Below are 13,620 nucleotides of genomic sequence, written 5' to 3'. Positions count from 1 at the left end.
ATGGCTTTAGTTTTAAGTGCCATTATTTGCGGCTTCGGATTCGGTGTCATTTACATAAAGAGTGGATTATTTGTAGGATACCCGGTCCGCTGGTTTTATTTTTCTACCTGCTTTGCGGCTTTTGCCGCGCATTGTGTTTTGAGGAACTGCAATGAATAAATTTGGTGAATGTATTCGCCTTTCGTCAGTCATTATTATGTCAATCGGCTTGCTTGGCGGTTGTAACGATAATGAAAGCGCGCCAGCTAAAATACCGGATCCAGAAGTCAGCGTCTGGCAGGTTAAAGCAGCCCCTCTGGCGGTGACGACAGAATTACCCGGACGAACCGAGGCATTCCGTATTGCAGAGGTACGCCCGCAGGTCAGCGGAATTATTCTCAAACGTAATTTTGTTGAAGGTAACGATATTACCGCTGGCGACTCGTTGTATCAGATTGATCCGGCAACCTATCAGGCAGCCTTAGCCAGCGTGCAGGGCGAATTAGCCAAAGCGGAAGCCGCCGCCAGTATGGCGCATTTAACGGTAAAACGTTATGTACCCCTGGTAGGAACGCAATACGTCAGTCGTCAGGAATATGACACCGCCGTGGCCAGCGCTCGCCAGGCCGACGCCAGCGTTCAGGCGGCAAAAGCAGCCGTGGAAACGGCACGTATTAATCTGGCCTATACCCGCGTCAGTTCTCCCATCAGCGGACGTATCGGTAAATCTGCCGTCACCGAAGGCGCGCTGGTAACCAATGGTCAGACGACGGCGCTGGCCACCGTGCAGCAGATCGATCCGATTTATGTTGATGTCACGCAGTCCAGCAGCGACTTCATGCGTCTGAAGCAGGCAGTAGAACAGGGCAACCTGCGCAAACAGGATGGCAAAGCAGAAGTGGAACTGCTTACAGAAAACGGTCAGGTCTACCCGTTAAAGGGTACGCTGGCATTCTCTGATATTACCGTCGATCAGAGCACCGGCTCGATCACCATTCGCGCGGTTTTCCCTAATCCCGATCACAGCCTGCTTCCGGGAATGTTTGTGCGCGCGCGCCTGGATGAAGGCATCCAGCCACAAGCCATTCTGGTGCCGCAGCAGGGCGTAACCCGTAATGCGCGTGGCGATGCGACCGTCATGCTGTTGAATGACAAAAACCAGGCAGAGCAGCGCAACGTCGTGGCGACACAGGCGATTGGCGACAAATGGCTCATTTCTGAGGGGCTAAAAGAGGGTGACAAGGTCATTGTCAGCGGCTTGCAGCGTGCGCGCCCTGGCACCCATGTGACTATCGTGCCTGCTTCATCAGGTAAGTAAAAACCGCGGTGCAGCAATCGCGATTACGCAGTGAGAGTCGTAAAAGATGTCGAAGTTTTTTATTGATCGTCCGATTTTTGCCTGGGTGCTGTCGATCATATTAATGATTGCGGGTGTACTGGCAATCATGCAATTACCTGTAGCGCAGTATCCGACTATTGCACCGCCCGCCATCGCCATCAGCGCCTCCTATCCGGGGGCCGATGCGCAAACGGTGCAGGATACCGTCACTCAGGTTATTGAACAGAACATGAATGGCATCGATAACCTGATGTATATGTCCTCAACCAGCGATTCCGCAGGCGGCGTCACCATCACCCTGACGTTTAAATCCGGAACTGAAGCGGATATTGCTCAGGTACAGGTGCAGAACAAACTGCAACTGGCGATGCCGCTTTTGCCTCAGGAAGTGCAGCAGCAGGGGATTAGCGTTGAGAAAGCCAGTAGTAGCTTCCTGATGGTCGTGGGCTTTACCTCTGAAAACAAAAGCCTGAACCAGGACGATATTTCTGACTATGTCGCCTCTAACGTAAAAGATGCCATTAGCCGTACCAATGGCGTCGGCGACGTACAGCTTTTTGGTGCGCAGTATGCGATGCGTATCTGGCTGAACGCCGATATGCTGAATAAATATCGTCTGACGGCGGTGGATGTCGTCAACCAGCTCAGAGTACAAAACGACCAGATTGCCGCCGGGCAGCTGGGCGGAACGCCTTCTGTTCCCAATCAGCAGCTTAACGCTTCTATCATTGCGCAAACGCGCCTGAAAGATCCGCAGCAATTCGGCAACGTGACGCTGCGAGTCAATGCAGATGGTTCGCAGGTCCGTCTCAAAGACGTAGCCCGCATTGAGCTGGGCGGCGAGAATTACAACACCGTGACGAAAATCAACGGTCAGGACGCCGCGGCGATAGGTATCAAACTGGCGACAGGGGCAAACGCTCTTGATACCGCAAGCGCCATCAAGAACAAATTGCAGGAACTTGCTCCTTATTTTCCGCAGGGTATGCAGGTTGTTTATCCGTATGACACTACGCCCTTCGTGCAGATTTCCATTCACGAAGTGATCAAAACCCTGTTCGAAGCCATCATCCTGGTTTTCCTGGTGATGTACCTGTTCCTGCAAAATATCCGCGCCACGCTGATCCCGACCATCGCCGTGCCGGTTGTGTTGCTGGGCACCTTTGCCGTCCTCTCTGCTTTTGGCTATTCGATTAACACGCTCACCATGTTCGGGATGGTGCTGGCGATCGGCCTGCTGGTCGACGACGCCATTGTCGTCGTGGAGAACGTTGAGCGTGTAATGGTAGAGGATCACCTGCCGCCGCGAGAAGCCACCCAGAAATCAATGGAACAGATCCAGGGGGCGCTGGTGGGCATCGCCATGGTGCTGTCGGCGGTTTTCATTCCAATGGCATTTTTTGGCGGTTCAACGGGCGAAATTTATCGCCAGTTCTCGATCACTATCGTGTCAGCTATGGCCCTGTCGGTACTGGTTGCGCTGATCCTCACGCCAGCGTTATGCGCCACGCTGCTTAAGCCCGTCGATCCCCATGCCCATGGTGATAAAAAAGGCTTTTTCGGCTGGTTCAACCGTCTGTTTGAACGTTGCACCAGCCATTACACCGACAGCGTTGGCGGCATTATCAGAAGTACCGGGCGTTACCTGCTGGTGTATGCCCTGATCGTGGCAGGCATGGCGGTGCTGTTTTTACGCTTACCGACGTCCTTTCTGCCGGACGAAGATCAGGGCGTCTTTATGACCATGGTGCAACTGCCAGCCGGGGCAACCCAGGCACGTACGCAGAAGGTGCTCGATCAGGTGACCGATTACTACCTGAACGATGAAAAAGCGAACGTGAATTCGGTGCTGACGGTGAATGGTTTTAGTTTCAGCGGTCAGGGGCAGAACTCGGGGATTGCCTTTATCAGTCTTAAACCATGGGAAGAGCGTCCAGGCAAAGAAAACGCCGTAGAGGGCATTGTCGCGCGCGCCACAAAAGCCTTCAGCCGTATTCAGGATGGCCAGGTGTTCCCCTTTAACCTGCCGCCGATTGTTGAACTTGGCACGGCGACAGGGTTTGACTTCGAGCTTATCGATCAGGCCAACCTTGGGCATGATGCGCTGACCAAAGCACGTAACCAGCTGCTGGAAATGGTGCAGCAGCATCCTGATAAACTGGTGCGCGTACGGCCTAACGGACTTGAAGATACGCCGCAGTTCAAACTTGAAGTGGATATTGAAAAAGCCCAGGCCTTAGGTATCGATCTTTCTGATGTTAATCAGACGATCTCAATTGCGCTGGGGGGATCCTACGTTAATGACTTTATCGATCATGGACGCGTGAAAAAAGTCTACGTTCAGGCCGATGCGAAATTCCGTATGCTGCCGGGGGATATTAATAATCTCTACGTGCGCAGCAGCAACGGAGAAATGACGCCCTTCTCCTCGTTTACCACCTCAAGTTGGGTTTACGGCTCACCGCGGCTCGAACGTTTTAATGGTCTGCCATCTATGGAGATCCTGGGGGAGGCCGCCCCCGGCAAGAGTTCGGGTGACGCCATGCTGTTGATGGAACAAATGGCCTCCCGGCTGCCCGCCGGGATAGGTTACGACTGGACGGGTATGTCATATCAGGAACGTTTGTCCGGCAACCAGGCGCCCGCGTTATACGCTATTTCGCTGATCGTTGTCTTCCTGTGCCTGGCGGCACTCTATGAGAGCTGGTCAATCCCGTTTTCCGTCATGCTGGTGGTGCCGCTTGGCGTGATTGGCGCCTTGCTGGCGGCGATGATGCGCGGCATGAATAACGATGTCTATTTCCAGGTCGGCCTGTTAACCACTATTGGCCTGTCGGCGAAAAACGCCATTCTGATCGTGGAGTTTGCCAAAGATCTGATGGATAAAGAAGGTAAGGGCGTGATTGAAGCGACGCTGGACGCGGTGCGTATGCGTCTTCGTCCGATCCTGATGACCTCGCTGGCATTCATTCTGGGCGTCATGCCGCTGGTGATCAGCTCCGGCGCAGGCAGCGGTGCGCAAAACGCCGTGGGTACCGGGGTGCTGGGGGGGATGCTGACCGCCACGCTGCTGGCGATCTTCTTTGTGCCGGTATTCTTCGTGGTTGTACGGCAGTTTTTCACGAAAAAAGCCAGATAACGGCTAAGCGGCCCTGGCCTGGTTCACAGGCCGGGGCTTTTTTATTCGCCAGTACGACCCAACTGTGCGGCTTCCTGAGCGGAAACCGGCCTGCCGAGCAGAAAACCCTGGAGAGTGTTGCAGCCCAGTTCCGTCAGGAAGGTCTGCTGCGCCTCGGTTTCCACGCCCTCTGCGACAATTTTCAGATCCAGCGTTTTCGCCAGCGCTACAATGGCTGAAACGATGGTCGCATCATCGCCGTCACCGTTAAGCTCCTTCACAAAAGCGCGATCAATTTTGAGTTCGCAGGCGGGCAGACGTTTCAGATACAACAGGCTGGAGTAGCCGGTACCAAAATCATCAATGGACGCTTTGACTCCGGCATGCGTAAGCTCAGTCAGAATACGCACGCTCTCTTCCGGATTGCTCATCGCCGTGGTTTCGGTGACTTCAAGGATCAGATCCCCCGGCGCCACCTGATAGCGTTGCAGGCAGTCCATCACGTGTTCCACCAGTCCGGGTTGCTCGAATTGCAGGGTGGATAAATTGACCGCCATTGACCATGAGGTATTCCCCAGGAGATGCCATTCCCGCAGCTGCCGGCAGGCCTCATCGATCACCCAATTGCCGATAGGAATGATCAGCCCGGTCTTTTCGGCCAGTGGAAGAAATACGTCAGGGGTTAACAGACCGCGCTTACTATGCTGCCAGCGCAGAAGCGCTTCAAAGCCGACCACCGGTCCGGTGGGGGCATGGAATTTAGGCTGATAAACCAGACGTAGCTCGTTACGCTCCAGCGCCTGCCACAAATCATTGACCAGTTGTAACTGCGCCTGCGCCAGCGTATTCATTGACGGCTGGAAAAAATGATACCCGTTACGCCCCATGCGTTTAGTGTGATACATCGCCGCATCGGCATTGAACATCAACTCGCGCTCATTTTCACCATCGTGAGGAAAAAGAGCGATACCGACACTGAGTGTGACCACCATTTCATAGGGATCAAGAGTAAAAGGACGATCAACCGCCCGTACCAGTTCACTGGCAAGCGACGCGGCTTCGTCCGGCGCGCTGACTTCAGCCAGCAATACAAATTCATCGCCGCCAATACGCGCCAGGGTGTACTGGCCTTTAAGCGGATGCTTCAGGCGTTCGGTAACGGCGATCAGCAACCGATCCCCCACGTCGTGACCATAGGCATCGTTCACCGCTTTAAAGCCGTCCAGATCCATAAACATCAGGGCAAAAAAGCTCCCTTCACGTCTCGCCTTGCGGATCGCCTGATCCAGACGGTCTTCCAGCAATACGCGGTTAGGTAAACGGGTCAACGTATCATGGAGCGCCAGTTGCGCAAGCTCGCGGTTGGCCTCTGCAAGCGATAAGGCAAGCAGAGAAGTGCGCGCCTGTAGTCGTGCATCCAGCATCGAGACCAGCAGCGTGATCCCCAGAATGGAAAGTGCGACAACGCTGACAAGAACCGCCAGCCAGTTGCCGTTAACGCCATCATGCATCATCGGGTGCTGATGCGGGAAAATCGCCGCCCGCATGCCGGTATAGTGCATCCCGGCGATGGCCAGCCCCATCAGAATGGCAGCTCCCGCGCGCATTTGCGCAACCTGTGCTGCTTCGTGGCGCAAACGGAAAGTCAGCCACAGGGCAGCCCAGGAGGCGACAAAAGCAATCACCAGCGACAGGGCAACCCAGCGCATATCCCAGACGATCGCCGGTGAAACCTGTAACGCCGCCATACCGGTATAGTGCATGGCGGAGATGCCCGCGCCCATCACCAGCGAACCCGGGAGTAAACGACGCTGATGCAGATTGGGTTTGCTTACCAGCCATAGCGCAAACAGCGACGCACTAAAGGCGATCAGCATTGACAGGGTGGTCATGCCGGGGGCGTAGTTCATGTGCATGGTGAGTTCCATCGACAGCATGCCGATGAAGTGCATCGCCCAGATGCCGATCCCCATGGAGAAACTCCCGCCGATAAGCCACACCCATGCGGTTTTGCCCTGGCTGCTGGTCACGCGTCCTGCCATATTAAGTGCGGTATACGCGGCGAGAATGGCCACGACAAAAGAAATTACAACCAGGACATGGTCGTATTGGCTTACCAGCATGATGTCATCAACTCGTTTACGCTAAGGCGTCGTATTTTGTCTACAGAACAGGCGGAAAGGGCGAGACATTATCATTGTCTGCAAAGGGCGCAAAGGGATTTAAATCCATGATATTAAGAGGGGATAACGACAGTTTCGCTTAAAATCGCCGACGATCAATTACTCCAGCTCGGAACAGTTCACCAGCTTTAACGGATTAACGGAGTTCATGTTGCGGCATTTATCCACTTCAGTGGTGACCAGCTCAACCCAGAACATTAACAGCCCGTCAAACAGGAAAACGGTGACGGCAAATACAATCAGCCAGCCATATTTACGCAACATATTGTTTGTTCACTCTTTCGCCGATTTGGTGCTGGAAATATACACGAAATCCCGGCTAATGAAAGAATGACAAGCAGGGTTTTTTACCGCTGTTTCAGGCAATAAAAAAGGCGCTTCCCCATGCCGGTAAGCGCCTTTTTAAACAAGCAATTAACTGATTAGTATCAGTTCATGCCGTATTTTTTCAATTTCTTACGCAGAGTGCCACGGTTGATGCCCATCATCAGAGCAGCGCGCGTTTGGTTACCGCGGGTGTATTGCATCACCATGTCCAACAATGGCTGTTCAACTTCAGCCAATACCAGCTCATACAGATCACTCACATCCTGACCATTCAGTTGAGCAAAATAGTTCTTCAGTGCCTGTTTTACCGAGTCACGCAGAGGTTTTTGAGTTACCTGGTCCTGAGAGTTAACGGTAGAAACGGTCAGTACGTCAGAATTTACGCGTTGTTCGAACATAGTTCTGTCAGCTCTTTATTTCTGTTTACGCAAAATTTTCGAAGTATGCCTCCAACGCCTCCAGCTGTTCGCTGGCGTCTTCAATGGCGTTGAATGTGCGCCGAAACTGGTCATCTGGAGCGTGCTCCTGGAGATACCAGGATACGTGTTTCCGCGCAATTCGATAACCCTTTGCCTGACCGTAAAAGTCATGCAGTTCCCGAATATGCGCACAAAGCAAGCGCTTCACCTCTGCCAGAGGCAGGGGAGGAAGCAGCTCCCCAGTGTCCAGATAGTGCTGGATTTCCCGAAAGATCCAGGGTCTTCCCTGAGCCGCGCGACCTATCATCAGAGCATCAGCCCCTGTATAGTCGAGCACAGCTCTGGCTTTAAGCGGGTCAGTAATGTCGCCATTCGCGATAATCGGAATGGAAACTTTCTGCTTAACTGCCCGAATACTGCTGTATTCCGCGTCTCCGTTGAACAAACAGGCGCGAGTGCGTCCATGAATGGTCAGAGCCTGGATACCACAATCTTCAGCCAGTTGGGCAATTTCTACGCAGTTACGGTGTTCTGGCGCCCAACCCGTGCGAATCTTGAGCGTAACAGGAACGTCCACAGCCGCTACCACCGCAGTCAGGATAGACTTCACCAGATCTGGATGTTGCAAAAGGGCTGAACCTGCCAGCTTGCGATTCACCTTTTTAGCCGGGCAACCCATATTAATATCAATAACCTGGGCACCGCTTTCCACGTTGATACGTGCGGCTTCCGCCATTTCTTCAGGTACGCTACCAGCGATCTGCACTGTACGAATACCCGGCTCATCAATGTGCACCATACGTAAGCGTGATTTATCACTTTCCCAGACCTGAGGGTTAGATGACATCATCTCGGATACGGTAAGTCCCGCTCCCATCTCGTAGCACAACGTCCTGAATGGCCTGTCAGTGATGCCAGCCATTGGCGCTGCGATCAGGCGATTTCTGAGCTGGTGGTGTCCGATTCGCATGAGTTAAGAAATGACCATACTGTGACTGCAAGGCGGCGTATATTACGCATTTTTTGCACGAGATGAAAGGCCAAACTTTGAACAATCCACTGTTGCAGATCATTGAATCCGTTATTCATATTGGATTTATCAATAAATTATCATGAGAATCATTGAGTTATGTTAATAGTAATAATTCATGACGTAACTAAAATTCCTTAAATACAGTGAATTTTGCCGCTAAAAAACGGCGGGTTATCTGGTAACTTGCTGTTTTTATAGACACTTCAACTCCAGTAATGCGATCTACCTCTCGTTTTTTTCTGCTCATAAAAGCATCGTTACGCGGTACGGGTTCACGCAATAATGTGTCGTTATTCGATGATCACCCGACCGTGTCCCGGCTGTACGGGACGATTATTTTCATGAGGTAAAACGCGGGTCAGCGTCTTCAGTTGTTCCGCTGAAAGTGAAAGCGGCTCTTTCATAACCAGCCAGCGCACGCCTTCCGTACAGGGCGGGGTGGTGAGCGATCCGCTATAGCGATAGTACATTGTGCGTGCAGGCAGCAGTTTTTTGATGTCGACATCCTGTGTAAGCGCCACGCTCTCGTCCGCCTCGCGCGGCATTTCATGCCACAGCTTCTGGAGTTCATTGTTTGGCGTACCGGTGGTAAACATGACGGCCACGACCGTCGTCTCACCCTGCGCGTTCTGGTGCACCAGATGCATCTCCAGTGGGTAATGCTTACCACCCACCGTATTTTCCGACGGCGCATGGAAATGCAGTTGCCGGAGCATGAACAGCTCGCCGTCTATTTTCACGCTGTTTTTGTTATCGTCGGCAAAGGTAGCCATCACCGTATAGCCTTCATGGCTGAGGCTTACCGGGCTTTGCGGATAACGTGGTTTTAGCGGCATAAGACGGGTTTTCATGACCGCTGTAATATCGACAGGCGACTGGTTCATCCCTTTGCTGCACATAAAATAGTCCGGGTTCAGCTCTCCCCAATATTCTGGCGCGCTTTCTCCTTCATAACTCCATTCGTTTGCTGTGGCGCAGGCCGACAGCAGACCCAGCGCTAATAAAGCCACGCTGCGTAATGCAGTGTTCATAACATTCATCCCATGAATAGTTAATCCCAAAAAACATATTAAATTTCAATGAATTGAAAGGAAAATTATAGGCTTATTGACGACGGAATAAAGGACAAAAAATGGGGCAGGCAGGAGATAAGCGCAACGCAGCAGAAGACTGCGTTGCGGCAGGGACTTACTTTTTACGACCGGTAATGCGGCACCACTCTTCTTTTTCCACGACGGGATCAAGCGAGAACAGATCGGCATAGGCATCACAAACGCTTTCCGCCTGGCTGGCCAGAATACCGGAAAGGCCCAGCAGACCGCCTTCAACAGGCAGTACGCTGATCAGCGGCGCCAGTTCACGCAGCGGGCCGGCGAGGATATTCGCCACCACCACATCGGCTTTCATGGTCGCTGGCTGGTCCTGCGGCAGGTACAGCTCCAGACGATCGGCCACGCCATTACGTTCGGCGTTATCACGGCTGGCCTGAATGGCCTGCGGATCGATGTCGATACCAATGGCTTTCGCCGCGCCCAGTTTCAGCGCCGCAATGGCGAGGATGCCGGAGCCGCAGCCAAAATCGATCACCGTTTTACCGGTCAGATCCAGGCCATCCAGCCATTGCAGACACAGCGAGGTCGTAGGGTGAGTGCCGGTACCAAAAGCCAGGCCCGGATCCAGCATCACATTGACGGCGTTCACGTCCGGGACATCGCGCCAGCTCGGGCAGATCCACAGGCGCTCACCGAAACGCATCGGGTGGAAGTTTTCCATCCACTCGCGTTCCCAGTCTTTATCTTCCAGCTGTTCGATTTTGTGCGCAAAACCCGCGCCCAGCAGCGGATGCAACGCAAGCAGTGATACCACCTCGTTCATGTCCGTTTCGGCATCAAACAGGCCGATGACGTCCGTGTCACCCCACAGGCGGGTTTCGCCCGGCAGCGGCTCAAACACCGGCGTATCGTGCGTGTCCTGGAAGGTGATAGAGACGGCGCCGGCTTCGAGCAGCGCATCGCTCAGCGCTTCGGCATTCGTCCCGGTTGTATTCAGTTTCAGTTGGATCCACGGCATGGCAAAACTCTTTATTTATCAGATGTAATAACGTGGCCTTCCGCAACCGGGCGACCAAAAAGGTTCCCGATCAGAAACGCCAGCAAACTCAGTAACAGCGACGGAACAATCGGGTGGAAGCCCAGATATTGTATTTTAAACGTCGCCAGCACGGCATAGAGCACACCGCCCACAATCATCGCGCTAAGCGCCCCGGCCGCATTGGCCCGCTCCCAGTAGAGGCCCAGCACCAGCGGCCACAGGAATACGGCTTCCAGCCCGCCAAAGGCCAGCAGATTAAGCCAGATAATCATCTCTGGTGGACGCCAGGCCGCCAGCAACAGCAAGACGCCAAGGATCAACGTGATCGCCGCCGACATTTTCTTCAGCCGCTTTTCATTATTGATCTGCGCCGGATAGAGATTCAGGTAGAGATCTTTAATGATCGTAGCGGAACTTTGCAGCAACTGTGCGTTGATCGTTGACATGATCGCCGCCATTGGCGCCGCAAGGAAGATCCCCGCTGCAAAAGGCGGCAGCACTTTCATCATCAGCGTTGGGATCACCAGGTCCGGCACGATCAGATCGGGGATCACCGCGCGGCCAAGCGCGCCCGCCAGATGCATGCCCAGCATCAGGATCGCCACCACAATGGTGCCGATGATCATACCGCGATGCACCGCTTTGCTGTCTTTATAGGAGATGCAGCGTACCGCCGTATGCGGCAGGCCGATCACCCCAAAGCATACCAGCACCCAGAACGACGTCATAAAGGTAGGGGTCAGAATATCATCCGCACCCTGCGGCGATACCAGTTTTGGGTCGATGCGTTGCAGCGTATCGACGGCGTTACCCAGTCCGCCAGCGGCATGCACCACGCCGACCAGTAGCACGATAGTGCCAATCAGCATCACCATGCCCTGCAGGGTATCGTTGAGCACGCTGGCACGGAAACCGCCGTAGGCGGTATAGAGCGCAATGCTGACGCCAAAAATCAGCAGCCCGGTTTCGTAAGGAATACCGGCCGCCGTTTCCAGCAGGCGCGCGCCGCCGATAAACTGCACCGCCATCGCGCCAACAAAGGCGACCAGCAGGCTGATACTGGCCAGCCATACCAGCAGGCGGCTCTGATAGCGGCCAAACAGCATATCGTTGAGCGTCACGGCGTTATAACGACGCGCGAGGATGGCGAATTTTTTGCCCAGAATACCCAGCGACAGCCAGACGGCAGGCAACTGGATCATCGCCAGCAGCACCCAGCCGAGACCATATTTGTAAGCCGCCCCCGGCCCGCCAATAAATGAACTGGCGCTGATGTAGGTGGCGGTCAGCGTCATCGCCAGCACGATCCCGCCCATGGAGCGGCTGCCGAGAAAATACTCGTTAAGGAATGAGCCGGAGGCGCGCTTGCGCATGGCATAGACCGACAGGCCAAAAACCACCAGCAAATAGGCGACCAGCGGCAGAATGACTTCAAGCTGCATCGTCGTCCTCCAGGGAAATATCCCGGTAGATAAATTTCACCATCGCCCAGCACAGCAGGATAAATACCAGCGGCAGCAGCAGACAGGACATTTCAAACCAGTGGGGCAATCCGGTGAATCCGGTCGTATCTCCCGGTAAGTAAGCGGTCACTAACCAGGCGGCGAGATAAAGCAGCGTAAGCCAGAGTGCCCAGCGGGCCTCTTTGTGCGCCTGAACGAAACGTGTATCCATTATCGTCCCTCGGGGATCAGAAAGGCGGGGATTGTACCGCAAGAGCGAAAAAGAGAATAAAAAAAAGGCCGGAAATCCGGCCTTTTGCTGCGAGCGCTTAATTACTTCTCATGAAGACCGAGCTTCTTCTCCAGATAGTGGATGTTAGTTCCACCGTGCTGGAAGTTCTCGTCATTCATGATGCGGGTTTGCAGATCAACGTTGGTTTTGATGCCGTCGATGATCAGCTCCTGCAACGCATTTTTCATGCGGGCAATGGCCACGTCGCGGGTTTCACCGAAGCAGATCAGCTTACCGATCATGGAGTCATAATACGGCGGTACGGTATAACCGGCGTAAATATGCGATTCCCAGCGCACGCCAAAACCGCCTGGCGCATGGAAACGGGTGATTTTGCCCGGGCTTGGCAGGAAGGTGTTCGGATCTTCGGCGTTAATACGGCACTCGACCGCATGACCCTGAACCCGGACGTCTTCCTGTTTGATGGACAGCGGCTGACCTGCGGCAATGCGCAGCTGCTCTTTGATCAGATCCACACCGGTGATCATCTCTGTTACCGGATGTTCAACCTGAATACGGGTGTTCATCTCAATGAAGTAGAACTCGCCGTTTTCGAACAGGAACTCGAAAGTACCCGCGCCACGGTAGCCAATGTCAATACAGGCTTTGGAGCAGCGTTCGCCGATGAATTTACGCAGTTCCGGAGTAATGCCCGGCGCTGGCGCTTCTTCGACGACTTTCTGGTGGCGACGCTGCATGGAGCAGTCACGCTCGGCCAGATAAATGGCGTTACCCTGTCCATCTGCCAGCACCTGAATTTCGATGTGGCGAGGGTTTTCCAGGTATTTTTCCATGTACACCATGTCGTTGCTGAATGCCGCTTTCGCTTCAGCTTTGGTCATGGAGATGGATTGCGCCAGTTCGGCATCACCGCGTACCACGCGCATACCGCGACCGCCGCCGCCGCCGGACGCCTTGATGATCACCGGGTAACCAATGCGTTTAGCATGGGCACGGTTAGCATCCATATCGTCGCCGAGCGGGCCGTCAGAGCCTGGTACGGTTGGCACGCCTGCTTTCTTCATCGCGGTGATCGCCGACACTTTGTCGCCCATCAGACGAATAGTGTCAGCTTTCGGGCCGATAAAGATAAAGCCAGAGCGCTCAACCTGCTCAGCAAAGTTGGCATTCTCTGAAAGGAAGCCATAACCCGGGTGAATCGCTGCCGCGCCGGTGATTTCAGCCGCGCTGATGATCGCCGGAATATTCAGGTAGCTTTTTACGGACGGTGCCGGACCGATACAGACCGTTTCGTCCGCCAGTAATACGTGTTTTAAATCGCGATCCGCTGTTGAGTGCACGGCGACAGTCTTGATGCCCAGTTCTTTACAGGCACGCAGAATACGCAGAGCAATCTCGCCGCGGTTGGCAATGACAATTTTATCCAGCATGTTCGC

General features: G+C 53.9%; 11 protein-coding genes. 2 read left to right on the top strand and 9 right to left on the bottom strand.

Annotated elements, in window-relative coordinates; all coding sequences use genetic code 11:
* Positions 1-151 precede the first annotated feature (151 nt).
* The gene (locus QRD42_RS02840; protein ID WP_321988139.1) at positions 152-1,297 is read left to right on the top strand and encodes an efflux RND transporter periplasmic adaptor subunit; all 1,146 of its coding nucleotides are present in this window, start codon (positions 152-154) and stop codon (positions 1,295-1,297) included.
* Between the two features lie 46 nt (positions 1,298-1,343).
* Complete coding sequence (locus QRD42_RS02835; RefSeq protein ID WP_321988138.1) at positions 1,344-4,457, top strand: efflux RND transporter permease subunit; 3,114 nt, start codon at positions 1,344-1,346, stop codon at positions 4,455-4,457.
* Positions 4,458-4,498: 41 nt separating this feature from the next.
* Here the strand turns inward: QRD42_RS02835 and QRD42_RS02830 are convergent, their stop codons facing one another.
* The 9 genes from QRD42_RS02830 to accC form a co-directional block, all read right to left on the bottom strand.
* Positions 4,499-6,559, bottom strand: a complete 2,061-nt coding sequence (locus QRD42_RS02830) for a putative bifunctional diguanylate cyclase/phosphodiesterase (protein WP_321988137.1) — start codon at positions 6,557-6,559, stop codon at positions 4,499-4,501.
* A 159-nt stretch (positions 6,560-6,718) separates the two neighbouring features.
* The gene (locus QRD42_RS02825) at positions 6,719-6,883 is read right to left on the bottom strand and encodes a DUF2556 family protein (RefSeq protein ID WP_072569519.1); all 165 of its coding nucleotides are present in this window, start codon (positions 6,881-6,883) and stop codon (positions 6,719-6,721) included.
* Between the two features lie 164 nt (positions 6,884-7,047).
* The gene (gene fis / locus QRD42_RS02820; protein WP_003855228.1) at positions 7,048-7,344 is read right to left on the bottom strand and encodes a DNA-binding transcriptional regulator Fis; all 297 of its coding nucleotides are present in this window, start codon (positions 7,342-7,344) and stop codon (positions 7,048-7,050) included.
* 25 nt (positions 7,345-7,369) lie between these two features.
* Complete coding sequence (dusB, locus tag QRD42_RS02815; RefSeq protein ID WP_321988136.1) at positions 7,370-8,335, bottom strand: tRNA dihydrouridine synthase DusB; 966 nt, start codon at positions 8,333-8,335, stop codon at positions 7,370-7,372.
* Between the two features lie 353 nt (positions 8,336-8,688).
* Positions 8,689-9,429, bottom strand: coding sequence for a carbonic anhydrase (locus QRD42_RS02810; protein WP_321988135.1), 741 nt, complete (start codon positions 9,427-9,429; stop codon positions 8,689-8,691).
* A 157-nt stretch (positions 9,430-9,586) separates the two neighbouring features.
* A complete protein-coding gene (prmA, locus tag QRD42_RS02805) occupies positions 9,587-10,468 on the bottom strand; it encodes a 50S ribosomal protein L11 methyltransferase (protein ID WP_321988134.1) in 882 nt (293 codons plus the stop codon).
* A gap of 11 nt (positions 10,469-10,479) precedes the next feature.
* Entirely contained in the window at positions 10,480-11,931 is a 1,452-nt protein-coding gene (panF, locus tag QRD42_RS02800) for a sodium/pantothenate symporter (protein WP_318363349.1), read from the bottom strand.
* Positions 11,921-12,163, bottom strand: coding sequence for a YhdT family protein (locus QRD42_RS02795; RefSeq protein WP_318363350.1), 243 nt, complete (start codon positions 12,161-12,163; stop codon positions 11,921-11,923). Before QRD42_RS02795 ends, panF begins: the two co-directional genes overlap by 11 nt.
* A 101-nt stretch (positions 12,164-12,264) precedes the next feature.
* Positions 12,265-13,614, bottom strand: a complete 1,350-nt coding sequence (gene accC / locus QRD42_RS02790; RefSeq protein WP_072569525.1) for an acetyl-CoA carboxylase biotin carboxylase subunit — start codon at positions 13,612-13,614, stop codon at positions 12,265-12,267.
* Positions 13,615-13,620 lie beyond the last annotated feature (6 nt).

It is taken from the genome of Enterobacter sp. PGRG2 (assembly GCF_030291195.1).
In the GTDB taxonomy this organism is placed as follows: Bacteria; Pseudomonadota; Gammaproteobacteria; order Enterobacterales; family Enterobacteriaceae; genus Enterobacter_D.
The sequence above is the reverse complement of the archived record's forward strand: the minus strand, read 5'-3'. Positions and strand labels throughout refer to the sequence as shown.